The following is a 19,350-nucleotide window of genomic DNA, read 5'->3' on the forward strand; positions in this document are numbered from 1 at the left end:
CCGATGTCCCCGACCTCCCGCGGCACCGCCCGCCCCGCCGACACCCCCTCTCCCGACGACCCGCGCCGCGCCGTCGACTCCTCCCACCGGCCCGCTCCCGAAGTTCCGGGCGGCGCTGTCGGCTCCTCCCATCAGCCCGCTCCCGAGGACCTGCGCGGCGCTGTCGAGCCCTCCCACCGGCCCGCTTCCGAAGATTCGCGCCGCACTGTCGAACCCGCTCCCGAGGATTCGCGCCGCGTCGGCCGGTCCTCGCGTGAGGGCCGGGGGCGTGGTGGGCGGTTCGGGTCTGTGGGGCTGCGCCGCCTCTTTCGTCCTGCTGTGCGCGGGAACGTCCTGGGGTGGCTCGTACCGGGTGCTCTGCTCGCGCTGCTGGCCCTCGCTGTCGCCGCGCCCGGTCTGCTGACGGCCGCCGACCCCCTGGCCGCCGATCCGATGGACGCGCTCGCCCCGCCCGGCGGCGCCCACTGGTTCGGCAGCGACCACCTCGGCCGCGACGTGCTGGCCAGGGTCGTGTACGGGGCCCGCCACTCCATCAGCATCGGCGTGGCCGCCACCTTCCTGGCCGTCACCTCCGGCGTGCTGCTCGGCCTGGCCGCCGGGCTGTCGCCGAAGTGGCTGGACGAGGCGCTGGCCCGCTCGTTCGACGTGCTGTCCACCCTGCCCGAACTGCTGCTCGCCCTGCTCATCGTGGCGATCACCGGCCCGGGGACGACGAACGTGATCTTCGCGATCGCCGTCGCCCAGATCCCCAGCTACGCCCGCGTGGTCCGCGCCCAGACCTTCGTCGTCCGCCGTTCCGGCTACGTCGAGCAGGCCGTCACCTTCGGCCGCTCCCGCCTGGCGATCACCGCGGGGCACGTGCTGCCGAACGTGCTCGGCCCGATCCCCGTCCTGGCCACCATCGGACTCGGACAGGCCGTGATCGCCGGTTCCGGGCTCAGCTTCCTCGGCATGGGGCCGCAGCCGCCCGCCGCCGAGTGGGGCGCGATGCTCTCCGAGGCCCGCAACTACCTGCGGGTCGCCTGGTGGGAGGCGTTCTTCCCGGGCCTCGCGATCACGCTCACCGTCGTCTGCCTGACCGTCGTCGGACGCCGCCTGCAACGCCGTTTCGAGGGGAGGACACCATGACCTCGCTGGTGACCGTGGAGGACCTGCGGGTGAGCTTCGGCGGCGCCGAGGTCGTGCGCGGCATCTCGCTGTCGGTGGCGCCCGGCGAGTGCGTGGCGATCGTCGGCGAGTCCGGCTCCGGCAAGAGCGTCACCGCCCGCACCCTGCTCGGCCTCGCCGGGCCCGGCTCGGAGGTGCGTGCCGGGGCGTTCCGGGTGTCCGGCGGGGACGCCCTCGCCTTCACCCCGGCCGACTGGCGGCGGCTGCGCGGCGGGTTCGCCGGACTCGTCCTGCAGGACGCGCTGGTCTCGCTGGACCCGCTGCGCACGGTGGGCGCCGAGATCGCCGAGGTGCTCGCGGTCCACGACGTCGTGCCCCGGGCCCGCCGCGCGGACCGGGTGCTGGAACTGCTGGACGCGGTGGGCGTGCCCGAGCCCGCGACCCGCGCCGGCCAGTATCCCCACCAGCTCTCCGGCGGGCTGCGGCAGCGGGCCCTGATCGCCTCCGCCATCGCCGCCGACCCGCCGCTGATCATCGCCGACGAGCCGACCACGGCGCTCGACGTCACCGTCCAGGCCCAGATCCTGCGGCTGCTCGCCGAGCGCCGGGCCGCCGGGACCGCGCTGCTGCTGATCAGCCACGATCTGGCCGTGGTCGCCTCGATCGCCGACCGCATCCTGGTCATGAAGGACGGCCGGATCGTGGAGGAGGGGCCCGCCCGCGACGTGCTGTCCGCGCCCGCCCACGACTACACCCGGGCGCTGCTGGCCGCCGTCCCGTCCGCGGCCTCCCGCGGCACCCGCCTCACCACCGGCGCCCCGCGCGCCCGTGCCACTCCTGACCTGTCCGCCCGGGTCCTCGCCGGGACCGGGCTCGCCCGCTCGTACGGCTCCCGCCGCGTCGTCCACGACGTCTTCTTCACCCTGCACGCCGGCGAGACGCTCGGCGTCGTGGGGGAGTCCGGGTCGGGCAAGACCACGCTCGCCCGGCTCGTACTCGGCCTGCTCGAACCCGGCGCCGGCCAGGTCACCCTGCACGGGCAGCCGTGGAGCCGCCGGCCCGAACGCGCCCGCCGCCCGCTGCGCCCCCGCATCCAGCTCGTCTCCCAGAACCCGCTCGACTCCTTCGACCCGCGACACACCGTCGGCCGCCTGATCGCCGAGCCGCTCCGCCTGCCCCGGGCCGGACGCCGCGAGCGCGTCCTCGACCTGCTGGCGCGCGTCGGCCTGCCGCCCGGGACGGCCGCCCGCCACCCCAGGGAGCTGTCCGGCGGCCAGCGACAGCGCGTCGCCATCGCCCGCGCCCTCGGCCCCCGCCCCGACGTGCTGGTCTGCGACGAGCCGGTCTCCGCGCTCGACGTCTCGATCCAGGCGCAGGTGCTCGACCTGCTCGCCGACATCCAGGCCGAGTACGGCACCGCGATGGTGTTCATCTCCCACGACCTGGGTGTGGTCCATCACGTGGCCGATCGCGTGCTGGTCATGAAGGACGGCCGGGTCGTGGAGGAGGGCGACGTCACGGAGGTGTTCGCCCGGCCGCGCGACCCCTACACACGCGCCCTGGTGGCCTCCGTGCCCCGGCCGGCGCGGGCCGACGCCGCGTGGATCAAGCCTGGAGCCGGGCGGTGATGGACGGGCCGGAGGCGGCCACGAACAGGTCGACGTCGCGCATGGCCTCGCTGAACACCGGCGCCGGCACGTCCGTCAGCGGCGCGGCGCGCCACCCGCCCTCCACGAGACGGTCGAAGCCGACCTCCCCCGTGATCGCGTGGTCCTCGTCGTACAGGTGGTGGCTCAGCCTCGCCCGCCACCGGCCGCCCGCCATCACACGCCGGGCGTCGCCGTCGAGCTCGGCGCCGTCCCACGCCCCCAGGAAGCCGGACGTCCAGCCCCGTTCCTTGAACAGCGCGCGGAGCCTGCGGTAACGCACCACCTGCTCGGCGAACCGGTGGGAGGAGACGCCGCTCTCCTCCGCCGGCGTGAGCAGGTAGACCTCGCGGAAGGCCTGCTTGAACGGCTGGCGCAGCTCCTCGCCCCGTACCACCTCCCGCCAGGCGCGCACCTCCTCGGCCCGCGCGCGGGCCGGATGCCACAGCCGCACCGGCACGTCCGGCACGGTCAGCCCCAGCTCGGCGCGCCACACGCCGGGCGAGATCTCGAACTCCCAGATGAGCCGGTCCGTGATCGGATGCCCCTTTAGTAGTCGGTACGGCGGAGCCGACGTGCCGGCGCACCCGGCTTCCAGCGCCCTGACCAGGGTGGCCCGCTGCTGCCGGGTCCGCTTGACCAGCTCGCGCAGCCGCTCGACCTCCTCGGGGTGCTCCCGCGTGACCGCCACGGGAACCGTCTTCAGCTTCCGGTCGCCGTGCCACCACGACAGCTCGACCTCGTCGTCGGCCGAGATCACCGCCGTGTGCTCGCCGACGGCCTGCCGCACCGGCCCGTCGGGCAGCCGGAACGCCACCTCCAGCCGGTCGGCCAGGGCGGGCTCGACGCGCTTGAGCATGCGGGCGAGCCGCCTGGGCACCCCGGCGTGCCGGGTGGCCCGGCTCGCGGCGCGGAGCGCGGAGACCACCTCGGGGGTCGGGTGCTCCTCGGCCGCGCGGGCGATCTCGAACAGCACCGCCTGGGAAGGCAGCGTCCCGGCCCCGGTGGGCGCCACCGCGACCCCGCGCACCAGCGTGTCGAGCAACCCGGGCAGCCAGGGCTCGTCCCGCCGGAGGGCCAGCCGCACGGCCCGGCCGATGGCAGCCTTCTCCCCGCTGCCGAACGCCTTCTCCGCCTCGTACGGGATCTCGCCGGCCTGGATCGCCGCGACGCGGGCCGCGGCCGTCTCCAGAGCCGTCCGGGCGAACTCCGGGTAGCCGGGCAGGCCGCCGAGCCAGTCGGCCAGGCCGGGCGGCGGCGGCCCGTCCGGCCGCACCGCCTCCCAGAACAGCGACCGCCGCTCCACGTCCCAGCCGAGCAGCACGTCCAGCTCCGCGACCGCGATCGGCCCGCGCTCCCCGGCGAACCGGGCGCGCACCTCGGCGTCCATGCCGGCCAGCCCCGCCGCCACCACGACCATGACGGGGTCGTCCGACCGCCGCCCGTCCTCCAGGAGGCGCCCGACCAGCTCGCGGGCCGGCGCGACCAGCACCTGCCGGGCAGGCTCGCCGAGCGCGTACCGGACCGACACCGGGATGCCGTCGCCGTCCGGGATCGGCGAGCCGCCCAGCCCGACGAACCCGACGCTCAGCCGGGAGGCGTCGGGCCAGTGGGTGGGGTCGTTCGCGGTGCCGGTGAGCAGGTTGAGAAGACGCTGCGCGAGGGGGGAGAGGTGCATGCGGATCGTCCCTGTCGGAGGCGGGTTCGGCGGTGCAAGATCTAGCAGCAGCGGGCGACAGAATGAGACCGCCGCGGGCGGGCGGCTGCGCGCGGGCTTGTGACGGCTCCCGCCGTTGATCGAAGATGGCCACGGGCAAGGCACGCGGCGTCTCGGGCGCGGCCGGAGAGGACTGGCGATGGACACGACGTTCTGGGAGGAGGCGGACCGCCTCCTGGTCCGCTACGGAGGCACTTTCACCCCGCGGGTCATCGAACGGGCCTCCGGCGCGCATGTCTTCGACCGCCAGGGCAGGCCGATCCTCGACTTCACCTCGGGGCAGATGAGCGCCATCCTCGGCCACGCGCACCCCGACATCGTGGCCACCGTCTCGTCCGCGGTCGCGTCGCTCGGCCACCTCTACAGCGGCATGCTCAGCGCCCCGGTCGTGGACCTCGCCGCCAGGCTCACCGCGACCCTACCTCCGGCGCTGGGCAAGATGCTGCTGCTCACCACGGGGGCGGAGGCGAACGAGGCCGCGATCAAGATGGCCAAGCTCGCCACCGGCCGCTACGAGATCGTCTCCTTCGACCGCTCGTGGCACGGCATGACCCAGGGCGCGGCCTCGGCGACCTTCTCGGCCGGGCGGCGCGGCTACGGCCCGCCGACGCCGGGCAACCTCGCGCTGCCCGCGCCGAACGCCTACCGGTCGCCGTTCCGGTCCTCCGACGGGTCGCACGACTGGGAGGCGGAGCTCGCCTACGGCTTCGCCCTGGTCGACCAGCAGTCGGCGGGGAGCCTCGCCGCCTGTCTCGTCGAGCCCATCCTGTCGTCGGGCGGGATCATCGACCTGCCGCCCGGCTACCTGCGCCGCCTCAGGGAGCTGTGCGACGAGCGCGGCATGCTGCTGATCCTCGACGAGGCGCAGACCGGCCTCGGCCGCACCGGCGCCATGTACGCGTTCGAGCGCGACGGCGTCGCCCCCGACATCCTGACGCTGTCGAAGACCCTCGGAGCCGGGCTGCCCGTGGCGGCCGTCGTCACCACCGCCGAGATCGAGCAGGTCTGCCACGACCGGGGCTTCCTCTTCTACACCACGCACGTCTCCGACCCGCTGGCCGCCTCCGTCGCGCTGACGGTGCTGGACGTCATCGAGCGCGACGCCCTCGTCGAGCGCGCCGCCCGGCTCGGCGACCGGCTCGCCGACCGGCTGCTCGATCTCCGCGACAGGTACGAGGTCGTCGGCGACGTCCGCGGCCGTGGCCTGCTCCAGGGCATCGAGCTGGTGGAGGACAAGCGGAGCAAGGCGCCCGCCGACGCGCTGGGCAACGCCGTCACCTCGGCCTGCCTCGAACGGGGCCTGCACATGAACATCGTCCAGCTGCCCGGCATGGGAGGCATCTTCCGCATCGCCCCGCCGCTCACGATCACCGACGACGAGCTGCACACCGGCGTCGACATCCTCGAAGCGTCGCTCAAGGCCGTGGCCGGGTGAGATGACCCCGGATATGGTGCTGCGGTGATCCGGGACGCTTCGGCCGCTTCCGCGCCGCGCCGCGCCGGCATGCGGCAGGTCGCGAAAGAGGCGGGCGTCTCCCCGACGACCGTGAGCAACGTGCTGAACAACCCCGAGCTCGTGGCCGAGGAGACGCGCCGGCGCGTGCACGCGGCCATGGAGCGCGTCGGCTACCTGCCGAACGACGCCGCCAGGCGGTTACGGGGCGCGCCCAGCCCGCTGGTCGGCGCGGTGACCCTCGACATCGCCGGCCCGTTCTTCACCGAGGTGTGCCGCGGCGTCGAGGACAGGCTGCTCCAGGACGGCTGCATGCTCATGACCTGCAGCACCGACCTGCAGCCGGGGCGGGAGCAGCACTACCTCCAGGAGCTGGAGAAGCAGGGCGTGCGCGGGGTGCTCATCACCCCGGTCGAGACCGACCTGGACCCGCTGGTCACCCTGGCCGGGCGCGGCGTCCCGGTGGTGCTGCTGGACCACAGGTCCGACGGCCGGCTGTGCTCGGTGTCGATCGACAACCAGTGGGGCGGCGAGCAGGTCGCCACCCACCTGATCGAGCTGGGGCACCGGCGGATCGCCCTGCTGGGCGCGTCGATCGAGGTGCAGCAGACCGCCGAGCGCCACGCCGGGGTGCGCAGGGCGTTCGAGCGGGCCGGCCTGGACCCCGGCAGGGGCGTGCTGGACGTCCGGGTGCCGTCGCCCGACATCACGGTGACCGCCGCGGCGGCGCTGGAGGACGTGCTGAGCGCCGCCGACCCGCCCACCGCGATCCTCTGCCTCAACGACGCGGCGGCCCTCGGGGTGATCGGCGGCCTGCGCGAACGGGGGATCGCGGTGCCGCAGGAGATGTCCGTGGTCGGGTACGACGACGTGGCGTTCGCCGCGCAGCTCGCCCCGCCGCTGACCACGGTGTGGCAGCCGAAGCGCGAGCTGGGCCGGGTCGCGGCGGAGCTGCTCCTGGACGAGGCCCGGCCGGGTCACCGGCACCAGAAGCTCGTCTACCGGCCGCGGCTGGTCGTCCGCGAGTCGACGGCGGCGCCCCGCCGCTGAGCGCGCCGATCCCGAAAGTTTCACGCTTCCGCGCCCGGCCCGCCGCTCTGACCTGAAAGGTAACAACCCGGCCCGTCAGGAGAGCCCGGCCACGATTGAACTCTGAGCAGGGGATTTCTACGGTGTAGGCGCTCAGCGGTCCATCGAAACCTCCCTTCTGATTGGACGCTCAATGAAACGTTTATCCCGTCCCACGCACCTCGTCGCGGCGCTCGGCAGCACGGTCTGCCTGGTGGTCGCGGGTGCCGTCGCCCTCCCCTCGCACGCCGCGGCGGTGGCGTGCGAGGTCGACTACGCCGTGGCCGCCCAGTGGCCCGGCGGGTTCACCGCCAACGTGACCATCCGGAACGTGGGCGAGGCGGTCGACGGCTGGCGCCTCGACTGGTCGTTCACCGCCGGGCAGCAGGTCAGCCAGGCGTGGAACGCCACCGCCACGCAGAACGGCTCCGCCGTCAGGGCCGTGGACGCCGGCCACAACGCCGCGATCCCGCAGGGCGGCAGCGCGACGTTCGGCTTCAACGCCTCCTGGAACGGCTCCAGCAACCCCGCTCCCGCCTCGTTCGCGCTCAACGGCGTCACCTGCACCGGCGACCCCGGCGAGCCGACCCCCACCGTGACCCCCACGGTGACCCCGACCGTCACGCAGACGCCCGTGCCCGAGGGGAACAAGCAGGCCGAGGACCTCGACCGCGGCCTGATCAGCGTCCGCTCCGGCAGCGGCAACCTGGTCTCCTGGCGGCTGCTGGGCAACGAGGCGCGCGCGACGTCCTTCAACGTCTACCGGGGCGGCACGCGCGTCGCGACCGTCACGAACTCCACCAACTACCTGGACTCCGGCGCGGCGAGCGACGCCTCCTACACGGTGCGCCCGGTCACCGGCGGGACCGAGGGCCCGGCCTCGGAGCCCGCGCTCCGGTTCGCGAGCGGCTATCTCGACGTGCCCATCTCGCCGCCCAGCGGCGGCCACCACGCCAACGACGCCAGCGTGGGCGACCTGGACGGCGACGGCCGCCTGGACCTGGTGCTGAAGTGGGAGGCGAACAACTCCAAGGACAACTCCCAGTCCGGCGTGACCGACCCCGTCTACATCGACGGCATCAAGCTGGACGGCACCCGCCTGTGGCGGATCAACCTGGGCCGCAACATCCGCGCCGGCGCGCACTACACGCAGTTCCAGGTCTACGACTACGACGGCGACGGCAGGGCCGAGGTCGCGATGAAGACCGCCGACGGCACCGTGGACGGCCGCGGCACCGTCATCGGCGTCGCGAGCGCCGACCACCGCAACTCCAGCGGCTACATCCTGTCCGGCCCCGAGTATCTGACCATGTTCAACGGCCAGACCGGCGCCGCCATGTCCACGGTGAACTACGACCCGCCCCGCGGCACCGTCTCCTCCTGGGGCGACAACTACGGCAACCGGGTGGACCGGTTCCTGGCCGGCACCGCCTACCTGGACGGCCGGCGGCCCAGCCTGATCATGGCCCGCGGCTACTACACCCGCAGCGTGATCGCCGCCTGGGATTTCCGCGCCGGCGCGCTCGTCAAGCGCTGGACGTTCGACTCCAACGCCTCCGGCAACGGCTCGTACGCCGGCCAGGGCAACCACGCGCTCACCATCGGCGACGTGGACGGCGACGGACGCGACGAGATCGTGTACGGCGCGGCCGCCATCGACGACAACGGCCGCGGTCTCTGGAATGTCGGATGGGGCCACGGCGACGCCGCTCACCTGGGCGACCTCAACCCCGCCAGGGCGGGCCAGGAGTACGTGAAGATCTCCGAGTCGGCGAGCCGGCCGGGCCTGTACATGGTCGACGCCCGCAACGGCCAGGTGCTGTGGCAGACCGGCACCGGCTCCGGGTCCGACGGGGAGGGACCGGGCCGCGGCGTGGCCGGAGACGTCTACGCCGGCAGCCCCGGCGCCGAGTCCTGGGCCGCGGGCGCGGGACAGAACGGGCTGCGCAACACCTCCGGCACGGTGGTCGGCCGCCAGCCCTCCTCGGCCAACTTCCTGTCCTGGTGGGACGGCGACCCGGTGCGCGAGCTGCTGGACCAGACCCGGATCGACAAGTACGGCACCGGCGGCGAGAGCCGCCTGCTGACCGCCTCCGGGGTGCACAGCAACAACGGCACCAAGGCGACCCCGTCACTGTCGGGCGACATCCTGGGCGACTGGCGTGAGGAGGTCATCTGGCCCACCACCGACGACCGCGCCCTGCGGATCTACTCCACGCCCCACGCGACCACCACCAAGATCCACACCCTGCTGCACGACCCGCAGTACCGGGTGGCCCTGGCCTGGCAGAACACCGCCTACAACCAGCCGCCGCACCCGAGCTTCTTCATCGGCGACGGCATGGGCACCCCACCCCAGCCCGACGTCTACCTGCGCTGATCGCCGGCGGAGGCCGCGGGAGAGCGGGCGCCGACGGCGGGCGCCAGGAAGACGGCGGAGACGACGAAGGCGAGCACCACCAGCATGGCCGCGCGCAGACCCCAGTGGTCGCCGAGGAAGCCGAGCGCGGGCGGGCCCACGAGGAAGGCGATGTAGCCGATCGTGGCCACCAGGCTGACACGCGCGGTCTCGTCCGGTCCCGACTCTCCCGCGGCCGACAGCGCGACGGGGAAGCCCAGCGACGCGCCGAGACCCCAGAGCAGCACCGCCGTCCCCGCCAGGACGGCGTGGTCCGAGAAGATCACCACGAGGAGGCCCAGCGCCCCGAACACGGCGCTGGCGCGCATGACGGCGGCGCGCCCGTAGCGGTCCAGGAAGAAGGCGCCGCAGAAGCGGCCGACGGTCATGGCGGCGGCGAACCCGGTGTAGACCAGGGAGCCGGACGCGGCGCTGAAGCCGTGCCCGTCCACCATGAGCAGCGGCAGCCAGTCGTTGGCGGCACCCTCGGCCAGGGCCATCGCCAGCACGATCGCGCCGATCAGGAGGAGCCTGCCGTCCTTCCAGACCTGCGGCTTCGACCGGCCGGTGCGGGTCTCGTCCGGCAGGCTCCTCCCGGTGCCCGCGGGGATGGCGCGGATGGCGTACCAGAGGATCGCGGCGGTGATCACGGTGACCGCGGCCAGGTGCCAGTGGACCGGGAGGCGGGCGGCCGTGGCCGCGATGCCCGCGCAGGCGCCGATGACGGTGCCCAGGCTGAAGCAGCCGTGCATGGTGGGCATCGTCGTCGTGCCGCTGATGCGTTCGACGTCGGCGCCGTCGACGTTGATGGCGACCTCGCCCGCTCCCATGCCCGCGCCGAACGCGAACAGGCCCGCCGTGACCAGGAGCGCGGACGACGTCAGGGCGCCCGCCGCGATGACCGCCGTGCTCGCGACGATCAGCCCGGTGCCGGCGCCGATGACCGGCCGGGTCCCGTAACGGGAGACGAAGCGGCCGGAGCACAGGATCCCGATCATCGAGCCGAGCGACAGGCCGAACAGCACCAGGCCCATCTGGGCGGTGGACGCCTCCAGCCGGTCGCGGAGGTCGGGGGTGCGGGTCACCCATGACGACAGCGCGATCCCGGGGAGGAAGAAGAACAGGAAGAGGGCGTGCCGGCGCCGGCGCGTGGCGAGGTCCATGCGGGGAGATCTCCGTGGGGGTGCGGACAGTCCGGCAGGTCTGGGGCTTCCGCGCCCACCGAGCGTACAGAAGCATGTTAATGGGGACGTTGATGCACATTCTGCCCCGATCCGATCTTGTCGTGCCGGGCCGGATGTGCGCGGCAAGATCCCAGCTATTGACGCCGTACGGCACTTGTCTGCATCTTCTTATGCGAGTTGTCGAACACGTGTGAGCAGCCATCGAGCGTTGCATCCGGTGGGGCGTCGCACCAGCAGGGAAGGTGATCGCTTGTCCCGGCCCGGTACGGCCCCCGCTCCGGCGCGGACGCCCGCGTGGCGCTACGCCATCGGGATGTTCGGCACATCGATCCCGATCAACATGATCAAGGGATCGATGATCCTCTTCTACGTCGACATCCTCGGGCTCGACGTGCGCGCCTACGGCGTGGTCATGGTGATCTACGCGATCATCGACGCGATCGACAACCCCGTGCTCGGCCACCTCTCCGACCGCACCCGGAGCCGGTTCGGCCGGCGCCGGCCGTGGTTGCTCGTCGGCGCGCCGATGCTCGCGGCCTGCATGATCGGCTTCTTCTCCGCACCGGCTTCGCTGGACGGCATCGGCCTCCTGCTCTGGTTCGCGGTGTTCGCGATCCTCTGCGAGGCCTTCGACTCGATGCTCAACGCCAACTACGGAGCGCTGCTCCCCGAGCTCTACCCGCGCGAGCGTGACCGCGCCGTCGCCAACGGGCTGCGCCAGGGCTTCCAGCTCGTGGCGCTGGTCATCTCGCTCGCGGTCACCCCGTTGCTCACCACGCAGGTGTTCGGCACCGAGGAGACCACCCAGGGCTTCCGGACCACCGCGATCATCTACGGCGTGATCGCGCTCGTCGTGATCGTGTTCATGGCGCTCGGCGCCCGCGAGAACCCCCGCTACTCCACCCGCGAGCGGCCGCCGCTGCTGCGCAGCGTGTGGTCGATCGTGCGCAACCGGATGTTCTGGACGGTCGGGCTCACCGGCGCCTGCTACGGGATCGCCATGGCGCTCGTGCTCTCGGGCATCCAGCTGTACGTCCGCTACTCGCTGGGGCTCCCGGTCGGCAACGCGCTCTACCTGCAGGGCATCGTCATCCTCGTCTCGGCCGGCGGCCTCGTGGTGTGGACGCGCGTCGTCGCGCGCCGCGGCGCCCTGTGGGCCTGGCGGGTCGCCTTCGCGGTCCTCGCGGCCAGCTTCGCCGCCCTGTTCCTCGCCACCGACCTGGTCACCGCGATCGCCGCCGGGGTGCTGGTCGGGACCGGGTGGTCGGGGATGCTCGCGACGAACGACCTCATCGTCGCGCGGGTGCTGGACGCCGACGCGGCGCGCAACGGAGAACACCGCGAAGGGCTCTTCCTGTCGGCGTTCGGCTTCTTCGGCCGGCTCAACGGGATCGTGACCGGGCTCTCGCTCACCTCGCTCGGCGTCTTCTTCGGCTACAACTCCGGCGACGACCCCGGCGCCGACCCCGGCCTCGCGTTCCGCGTGTACCTGTGCGTCTACCCGTTCATCCTGACCACGATCGGCGCGGTCGCGGCCCGCTTCGTCTCGGTCCCCCTCGAAACACCCCCCGAAGCCTCCGAACCACCCCCCGGCTCGGCCGCGGAGCCACCACACGGTTCGGCGGCGGAGCCGCCTTCCGGTTCTGTGGGCGGGACATCCGGCTCGGTGGCCGGGCCGCCTCCAGGTTCGGCGGGGGAGCCACCCACCGGTTCGGTGGCCGGGCCGCCATCCGGTTCGGTGGATGGGCCGCCCCTCGGTTCGGCGGCGGAGCCGCCTTCCGGTTCTGTGGGCGGGACATCCGGCTCGGTGGCCGGGCCGCCTCCAGGTTCGGCGGGGGAGCCACCCACCGGTTCGGTGGCCGGGCCGCCATCCGGTTCGGTGGATGGGCCGCCCCTCGGTTCGGCGGCGGAGCCGCCTTCCGGTTCTGTGGGCGGGACATCCGGCTCGGTGGCCGGGCCGCCTCCAGGTTCGGCGGCGGAGCCACCCACCGGTTCGGTGGCCGGGCCGCCATCCGGTTCGGTGGATGGGCCACCCCCCGGCGCGGCGGCGGAGCCGCCTCCCGGTTCTGGGGGCGGGGCGTCCGTCAAGCCTGTGGCGGAGCCGTCATCCGGGGTCGCGGACGAGGCTGTGGAGGGGCCGCGGTGAGGCGCCGGGTCGTGATCACGGCTGATGACCTCGGGCGGGAGAGCGGGACGACCGAGGTGATCGTGTCGCTGCTCGCCGAGGGGCATGTCAGCGCGACGACGCTCATCTGCGTCTCGCCGGTCGCGGAGGAGGCGGCCGGACAAGTACGGAAGCTCGGCGTACTGCCTCGGGTGCACGTCACGCTCACGAGCGAGCGCGGCGTCCCCCGGTGGCGGCCGCTCGACGGCGCGGCGAGCCTGGTCGAGCCGGACGGGACGCTCAGTGTGGATCCGATGGCTCTGGGCGCTCGCGGGGAGGCCGAGGATGTCATCGGGGAGGCGGACGCGCAGCTGCGGTGGATGCGGGAGCGGGGTTTCACCCCCGTGGCCGCCGACTCCCACGCCGGCACCCTCTACGGCCTGCACGGCAGGTCGTGGCTCGCCGAGGCGCTGGAGTGGTGCGCGCGCCACGGCCTCGCCTTCAGGCTGCCCCGGGACCCGGCGCCGTACTTCGGCGGGCCGCTCCCGCCGCCGCTCGCGGCCCTCCACGAGCGCGCCGTCGCGCACGCCGACGCGCTCGGCGTGGCCATCCCCGAGACGATCGCGACCAACCGGAGCACCGCGTCCGAACTCGGCGCGTACGAGCGACTCCGGGACGACTACCTCCGCCGGCTCGCCGCCCTCCCCGAGGGCACGAGCGAGTTGTTCCTGCACCCGTCACGCGAGGACGCGGTCGAGGGACCGGACGGCGTCGTGCGGTCCTGGGAGGCCCGGCTGCTGCGCGACCCGGTCTGGCACGACGCCCTCCGGCGGGAGGACGTCGAGGTGGTCGCGGGCTGGTGGCCCTGACGCGGGCTTCCCCGTACGGACGATCGAGCCCTACGCGGCGTCCACCTCGCCGGAGGAGGCGGCGCGGGCCGGGAGGACCAGGGCGGTGATGACCACGACCACGGACAGCGCCGCGCCGATCACGAAGGCCAGCCGCATGCCGCCGAGGTCGGCGAGCACCTCGGTGACCCCCGCCGCCGCCAGCGCTTCGGAGCGCGTGCTCATCACGGTGATCACGAGCGCGGTGCCGAAGGCCGCGGCGACCTGCTGCAGCGTGCTCAGGATCGAGCTGCCGTGGGAGTAGAGCCGCGGCGGGACCGCGCCGAGCCCGAGGGTGAACACCGGGGTGAACGTCGCGGCCAGGCAGACCGACAGCAGCGTGTGCAGGCCGAGGATCTGCCAGTAGGGCATGGTCATCGAGACCTGGGTGAAGCCGGCGAGCGTGAGCATGATGCCGATCGCGCCGGGGATGACCAGCACCCGGCCGCCGTACTTGTCGAACAGGCGGCCGACGGCCGGGCCGAGCAGGCCCATGGCGAGGCCGCCCGGCATCACCAGCAGCCCGGTCTCCAGGGCGCTGAGCCCGCGGACGCTCTGCAGGTAGAGCGGCAGCAGGATCATCGAGCCGAGCATGGCCATGAAGGACACCGCCATCATGATCAGCGCGATCGTGTAGGTGCGGTGGCGCAGGGTGCGCAGGTCGAGCAGCGGCACGCCGCGCTTCTGCAGCGACAGCTGGCGGAAGACGAAGACGGCGATGGTCGCCAGCCCGGCCGCCACGATGGCGGCGGCCACCCGGACGTCACCGCCCTCGAACCGGCTGAGCCCGTAGACCAGGCCGCCGAAGCCGGTGGCGGCGGCTGCCACGCTGAACCAGTCGACACTGCCGAGCTGGGGAGTGCCGACGTTCTCCAGCCGCTTCAGGCCGCCCCACGCGATCAGGGCGGCGATGGGGAGCACCACGGCGAACAGCAGACGCCAGGACCCGAACTGGAGGATCACCCCCGAGACCGTCGGGCCCATCGCGGGCGCGACCGACATGGCCAGGGTGACGTTGCCCATCACCCGGCCCCGGTCCTCCTGGGGCACCACCCGCATCAGCGTGGTCATCAGCAGGGGCATCATCACGGCCGTGCCGGACGCCTGGACGATGCGGGCGGCCAGCAGCACCTCGAACGACGGCGCGACGACGGCCAGCGCCGTGCCGGCCAGGAACAGGCCCATCGCGGTCGAGTAGGCGGCGCGGGTGGTGACGCGCTGCAGGAACCAGCCGGTGATCGGGATCACCGCCGCCATGGTCAGCATGAAGGCGGTCGAGAGCCACTGCGCGGTCTGCTCGGTGATGTGCAGCGCGGCCATCAGCTGGGGTATCGCGTTGATCATGATCGTCTCGTTGAGGATGACCACGAACGTGGCGAGCACCAGCAACCGGATCACGGCCGGTGTGCGGCCCGGGGTGGTGGCCACGGGCTTGGCAGGTGGGTCGAGCAGTCGGCTGGACACGGTACCTCGATCGGGATAGTCAGGCGAGACATGGTCATGGCCGGCATCCCGGCACTGTGACTCACTGGAAGTCGTGGTCATGTACAGACTGACGGACGCCACTGACAAAACTCATCGACGACGCCCAGCCTTCCGTCACTCGCCAGGAAATGTCACCCGATTTTCCGCTCGAGAAAACTATGTACTCCAGATAGGGAAACGGCTTCGTCAAGGAGTCGCCGCAGAGGTCAGGGAGCGAGGAGGGCCGCCGCGAGCACGGTGGCGAGCCATTCCTCGTACTCGGCCTCGCTCCACCCGCACACCTCGGTCAGCTTCTCGAAGTTCTCCGTCGAGGTGAGCACGTAGATCTGCGCGGCCGCCCTGCCGGGGTCGAGGCCCGGGCGCAGCGCGCCGAGGGCGTGCAGATGCTCGGCCGGTCCGCGGCTTCCGGTCAGCCTTTCCCGCTCGATCCCCGCCAGCACGTCGCGCAGCCCGGTGTCGGACGGGGCCGCGGCGGCCGCCGCGCGCAGCACGCGGTGCACGGGGGTGACGCGCCGGAGGATCGAGGTGGCCATCGCCGCGTATCGGGCCAGCTTGCGTGCCGGGTCGGGCTCCTCGATGATCGCCCGGACCCCCGGCCGGTCGCTCTGCGGCACGGGCACGGCGTCCCCGGCCAGCGTGATGTCGTAGACCAGCTTCGCCAGCGCGGGCTTGCCGCCGGGGCAGGACGTGTAGAGCGTCTGGACGGCCACGCCGGCGTCGCGCGCGACCTGCGCCATCGTGGTGTCGGCGTACCCCTTGCCGACCATCAGCTCCCGCGCCGCCGTCGCGATCCGCAGCCGGGTCGCCTGCGCGTGCTCGCGGCGCAGGCTGCTGGAGTACGAGCGGCGCTTCCTCAGCTCAGTCATCGCCATCATGCTTCCAGATATATTGACTGGATTCATCTCTAATGAAAAAGTGCTGATCCAGCCAAAAGGAAGGCATGCTATGTCCCTGGCTCTCAGCGCGTCCAGGATGGTGGCCCTGTTACTGGTAGGCGTGTACGCGGGCGGCGTCCTCTTCGTGGTGCTCGCCCCGTCCGTCGGCCGGATCCCGGGGCCCGCGTACGTCCGCTACTGGCAGGCGCTCAACGCCGACTACGGCCAGCGCATGCCGCCGCTCCTGCTGATCAGCGTCGCGGCCCTGCTCGTCGTCGCGGTCCTGTCATGGCAGCGCGGATGGCTCGTCTTCGGCCTGAGCGCGGCCGCCCTGATCCTGGTCGTCCTCACGGTCGCCCTCACCGTCGCCGGGATGGAACCCCTCAACCAGGTCGCGAACGCCTGGGACCCCGACGCGCTGCCCGCCGGCTGGGACGAGATCCGTCAGCGGTGGCTCAACCTGCACCTCGTACGGACCGGGCTCGCCCTCGCGGCGTTCGCGTGCCTGATCGTCGCCCGGACCGCCGACTGAAAGGTGCTATTCGAACAGGTCCGCGGGCCCCGTGCCGTGACGGAGGATCTCGGGCTCGCCCTGCGAGAAGTCGACGACGGTCGTCGGGGTGGCGCCGCACTCGCCGGAGTCGATGACGGCGTCGACCGCGTGGTCGAGCCGCTCCTTGATCTCCCAGCCCTGCGTCAGGGGCTCGGTCTCGTCGGGCAGCAGCAGCGTGCTCGACAGCAGCGGCTCGCCCAGCTCGGCCAGCAGGGCCTGGGTGACGACATGGTCGGGGATCCGCACGCCGACCGTCTTCTTCCTGGGGTGCAGCAGGCGCCGCGGCACCTCCTTGGTGGCGGGCAGGATGAACGTGTAACCGCCGGGAGTCGCCGCCTTGACCAGGCGGAACACGGCCTTGTTCACGTGCACGAACTGACCGAACTGGGCGAAGTCCCGGCACACCAGCGTGAAGTGGTGCTCGTCGCCGAGGCCGCGGATCTCCCTGATCCGGTCGATGCCGTCCTTGTTGCCGATCCGGCAGCCCAGGGCGTAGCACGAGTCGGTCGGGTACGCGATCAGCCCGTCCGCGTGCAGCAGATCCACCACCTGGTTGATCAGTCGGGGCTGGGGGTTGTCCGGGTGTACGTCCAGGTACTTCGCCACCCTTGGATCTTAGGAGCGGTCACGGGGTGACACGACACGCGGTCCCCGTACGGGGTCACACGCCGCCGGGCTCGGCCGTCCGCTCCCACATCGACCGCATCTCGGCGAACCCCTGCTCCATGATGTCGACCATGGCCTGCCTGGCCCGCTCGCCGTCGCGGCGCTGGAGCGCCTGGGCCACGTCGATGTGGAGCTGCAGCGCCTGCTCGTGGGGGTAGTGGGGCATCAGGTGGTAGTGGTGACGTCCGGCCAGCACCTCGGCGACGATCAGTTGCAGTTTGGCGAACATCTCGTTGCCCGAGGCGGCCAGCACCCGGCGGTGGAAGTCGATGTCCAGGCTGAGGAAGCGCGACTCGTCGCCGGCCTTCCCCGCGGCCCACATCTTGGCCGCGAGCCCGACCAGCTCGCTCGCCTCGTCGTCGCCGATCCGCTCGGCGGCCAGCCAGGCGGCGTGCGGCTCGATCGCGGTCCGCAGCTCGGTGATCGAGCGCATCTGCGCCATCCGCCCGCCGGAGGCGAGCCGCCAGCGGATCACCTGCGGGTCGAAGACGCTCCACGCGCCGGCGGCCTGGATCATGATGCCGACCCGGCGCCGGGTCTCGATGAGCCCCATGGAGGCGAGCACCCGCAGCACCTCGCGGATGACCGAGCGGGAGACCTGGTAGCGGTCGACCAGGTCTTCGATGCTCAGGACGGAACCGGCGGCCACGTCGCCGTTGCAGATGGCGGTGCCGAGATGGTCGAGGACTCGTGCGTGCAGCCCAGCCTCGGCAAGGGATCGCTGAGTGGGTGCGCCCCCTGGGGAGGACTGGTTCACGGCTGAAAGCATATCAGTTGACGCCAAGCCTTGAATAAATCAGCTTTTTTGCCCTAACATCCCGGCATTAGTCAGATGTTAGACGAGTGTGGCGCCCTTCAGGGGGGCGGCGGCCATGCCAGAAAGGCGAGATGACGTGCGACGTCGATCGATAACCGGTACTTCTCTGGCCGTGGTTGTCGCCATGAGCCTGACCGCCTGCGGCGGAGGCGACGGCGGCGGCGGCGCGTCCGACACGGTCCGGGTCACCCTGGCCAACCACGTGTGGACGGAGAACGTCAAGCAGGCACTGCCCGAGTTCGAGAAGCAGACCGGGCTCAAGGTGGAGATCACCCAGCTCGGCGAGGACCAGCTCTCCGACCAGTACAACGTCAAGCTCAACGCCGGCTCGGCCGACATCGACGTGATGATGTACCGGCCCCTGCAGGAGGGCAAGCTCTTCGCCAGGAACAAGTACCTGGCCGACCTCACGGAGCAGGTGAAGTCCGAGAGCTGGGACTTCAGTGACTTCCAGCCCGGCCCGGTGCAGTCCACCACGTACGAGAGCAAGCCGGTCGGCATCCCGATCATCACCGAGCAGGAGGTCCTCTACTACCGCAAGGACCTGCTGGAGAAGGCCGGTCTGAGCGCCCCGCCCAAGACCCTGGACGAGCTGAAGGCCGCCGCCGCCAAGATCAAGGAATCGGAGCCTGACGTCGCCGGCTTCGTCGCCCGTACGGGCAAGTCCGCGGCGGTCACCCAGTTCTCCAGCTTCCTCTACAGCTTCGGCGGCGACTTCGTCGACCAGAGCGGCAAGTCGGCGGTCGGCACCGACGCGGCCAAGCAGGCGTACGCCTACTACGGCGAGCTGATCAAGGACTACGGCCCCGCGAACGTCAGCACCGACATGGGCTGGCCCGAGGCGATGGCGATCTTCACCCAGGGCAAGGCCGCCTTCTACACCGAGGCGAACTCGCTCTACAAGAACGCCACCGACGCGGACAAGTCCAAGGTGTCGGACCAGGTGGGCTTCGCGCCGTTCCCGGCCGGCCCGGCGGGCTCGAAGCCGTACAACATCCCGTCGTGGGCGCTGGGCATCAACGACGCCTCCGAGAACACCGAGAACGCCTGGAAGTTCATCGAGTGGGCCACGGGCAAGGAGCAGACGCTCGCCCAGCAGAAGTCCGGCGTGCCGGGCGCCCGGACCTCGGTCTGGGCCGACCCCGAGGGCGTCTCGACCTTCCCCGAGGACCTGGCCGAGGCCATCGCGGCCAGCACCGAGAACGGCGTCGGCCATGACCGGCCGCTGGTGGTGAAGGTCGCCGAGGCCCGCGAGATCGTCGGCCAGCCGATCGTCGACGCGATCACCGGCAAGGACGCCGCGGCTTCGGCCGACACGGCCCACACCGCCTTCCAGCAGTTCCTGGACGACGAGGCCGAGTAAGCGGCACGCGCGGGCGGCGGGCCGAGC

Annotated in this window: 15 protein-coding genes; 9 read left to right on the forward strand and 6 right to left on the reverse strand. The window is 72.3% G+C overall.

Going from position 1 to position 19,350, the window contains the following annotated elements; translation table 11 throughout:
- The first annotated feature begins 3 nt into the window (after positions 1-3).
- Both ACZ6YG_RS29585 and ACZ6YG_RS29590 read left to right on the forward strand, forming a co-directional pair.
- Complete coding sequence (locus tag ACZ6YG_RS29585) at positions 4-1,128, forward strand: ABC transporter permease (RefSeq protein WP_466019790.1); 1,125 nt, start codon at positions 4-6, stop codon at positions 1,126-1,128.
- Entirely contained in the window at positions 1,125-2,735 is a 1,611-nt protein-coding gene (locus ACZ6YG_RS29590; RefSeq protein ID WP_466019791.1) for a dipeptide ABC transporter ATP-binding protein, read from the forward strand. The genes ACZ6YG_RS29585 and ACZ6YG_RS29590 overlap by 4 nt, the downstream gene beginning before the upstream one ends.
- On the opposite strand, the gene ACZ6YG_RS29595 is transcribed toward ACZ6YG_RS29590, so the two are convergent.
- The gene (locus ACZ6YG_RS29595; RefSeq protein WP_466019792.1) at positions 2,713-4,431 is read right to left on the reverse strand and encodes a DUF4132 domain-containing protein; all 1,719 of its coding nucleotides are present in this window, start codon (positions 4,429-4,431) and stop codon (positions 2,713-2,715) included. The two genes, ACZ6YG_RS29590 and ACZ6YG_RS29595, sit on opposite strands and share 23 nt — an antisense overlap.
- A gap of 178 nt (positions 4,432-4,609) precedes the next feature.
- Here ACZ6YG_RS29595 and ACZ6YG_RS29600 point away from each other — a divergent pair, with 178 nt between their 5' ends.
- The 3 genes from ACZ6YG_RS29600 (at position 4,610) to ACZ6YG_RS29610 (ending at position 9,371) form a co-directional block, all read left to right on the forward strand.
- The gene (locus tag ACZ6YG_RS29600; RefSeq protein WP_271276395.1) at positions 4,610-5,905 is read left to right on the forward strand and encodes an aspartate aminotransferase family protein; all 1,296 of its coding nucleotides are present in this window, start codon (positions 4,610-4,612) and stop codon (positions 5,903-5,905) included.
- A gap of 24 nt (positions 5,906-5,929) precedes the next feature.
- A complete protein-coding gene (locus tag ACZ6YG_RS29605; RefSeq protein WP_148033105.1) occupies positions 5,930-6,973 on the forward strand; it encodes a LacI family DNA-binding transcriptional regulator in 1,044 nt (347 codons plus the stop codon).
- Positions 6,974-7,145: 172 nt separating this feature from the next.
- Entirely contained in the window at positions 7,146-9,371 is a 2,226-nt protein-coding gene (locus ACZ6YG_RS29610) for a rhamnogalacturonan lyase family protein (protein ID WP_466019793.1), read from the forward strand.
- Here ACZ6YG_RS29610 and ACZ6YG_RS29615 read toward each other — a convergent pair.
- Positions 9,359-10,552: an MFS transporter gene (locus tag ACZ6YG_RS29615; protein WP_397197895.1), complete on the reverse strand. Its 1,194-nt coding sequence runs from the start codon at positions 10,550-10,552 to the stop codon at positions 9,359-9,361. The two genes, ACZ6YG_RS29610 and ACZ6YG_RS29615, sit on opposite strands and share 13 nt — an antisense overlap.
- A gap of 271 nt (positions 10,553-10,823) precedes the next feature.
- On the opposite strand from ACZ6YG_RS29615, the gene ACZ6YG_RS29620 reads away from it, so the two are divergent.
- Together ACZ6YG_RS29620 and ACZ6YG_RS29625 are read left to right on the forward strand one after the other, a co-directional pair.
- Positions 10,824-12,719: an MFS transporter gene (locus ACZ6YG_RS29620; RefSeq protein WP_466019794.1), complete on the forward strand. Its 1,896-nt coding sequence runs from the start codon at positions 10,824-10,826 to the stop codon at positions 12,717-12,719.
- An 11-nt stretch (positions 12,720-12,730) separates the two neighbouring features.
- The gene (locus ACZ6YG_RS29625; RefSeq protein WP_466019795.1) at positions 12,731-13,546 is read left to right on the forward strand and encodes a ChbG/HpnK family deacetylase; all 816 of its coding nucleotides are present in this window, start codon (positions 12,731-12,733) and stop codon (positions 13,544-13,546) included.
- Between the two features lie 30 nt (positions 13,547-13,576).
- Here the strand turns inward: ACZ6YG_RS29625 and ACZ6YG_RS29630 are convergent, their stop codons facing one another.
- Complete coding sequence (locus tag ACZ6YG_RS29630) at positions 13,577-15,028, reverse strand: MDR family MFS transporter (protein ID WP_466019796.1); 1,452 nt, start codon at positions 15,026-15,028, stop codon at positions 13,577-13,579.
- 227 nt (positions 15,029-15,255) lie between these two features.
- A complete protein-coding gene (locus ACZ6YG_RS29635; protein WP_466019797.1) occupies positions 15,256-15,915 on the reverse strand; it encodes a TetR/AcrR family transcriptional regulator in 660 nt (219 codons plus the stop codon).
- A gap of 79 nt (positions 15,916-15,994) precedes the next feature.
- On the opposite strand from ACZ6YG_RS29635, the gene ACZ6YG_RS29640 reads away from it, so the two are divergent.
- Positions 15,995-16,456: a DUF1772 domain-containing protein gene (locus ACZ6YG_RS29640; protein ID WP_364234876.1), complete on the forward strand. Its 462-nt coding sequence runs from the start codon at positions 15,995-15,997 to the stop codon at positions 16,454-16,456.
- Between the two features lie 6 nt (positions 16,457-16,462).
- On the opposite strand, the gene ACZ6YG_RS29645 is transcribed toward ACZ6YG_RS29640, so the two are convergent.
- The gene (locus tag ACZ6YG_RS29645) at positions 16,463-17,083 is read right to left on the reverse strand and encodes an L-threonylcarbamoyladenylate synthase (RefSeq protein WP_148033098.1); all 621 of its coding nucleotides are present in this window, start codon (positions 17,081-17,083) and stop codon (positions 16,463-16,465) included.
- Between the two features lie 55 nt (positions 17,084-17,138).
- A complete protein-coding gene (locus ACZ6YG_RS29650) occupies positions 17,139-17,900 on the reverse strand; it encodes a FadR/GntR family transcriptional regulator (RefSeq protein WP_222709044.1) in 762 nt (253 codons plus the stop codon).
- Positions 17,901-18,084: 184 nt separating this feature from the next.
- Between ACZ6YG_RS29650 and ACZ6YG_RS29655 the strand changes: the two genes are divergently transcribed.
- A complete protein-coding gene (locus ACZ6YG_RS29655; RefSeq protein ID WP_466019798.1) occupies positions 18,085-19,323 on the forward strand; it encodes an ABC transporter substrate-binding protein in 1,239 nt (412 codons plus the stop codon).
- The last annotated feature ends 27 nt before the right edge of the window (positions 19,324-19,350 follow it).

It is taken from the genome of Nonomuraea sp. NPDC054003, from assembly GCF_055585125.1.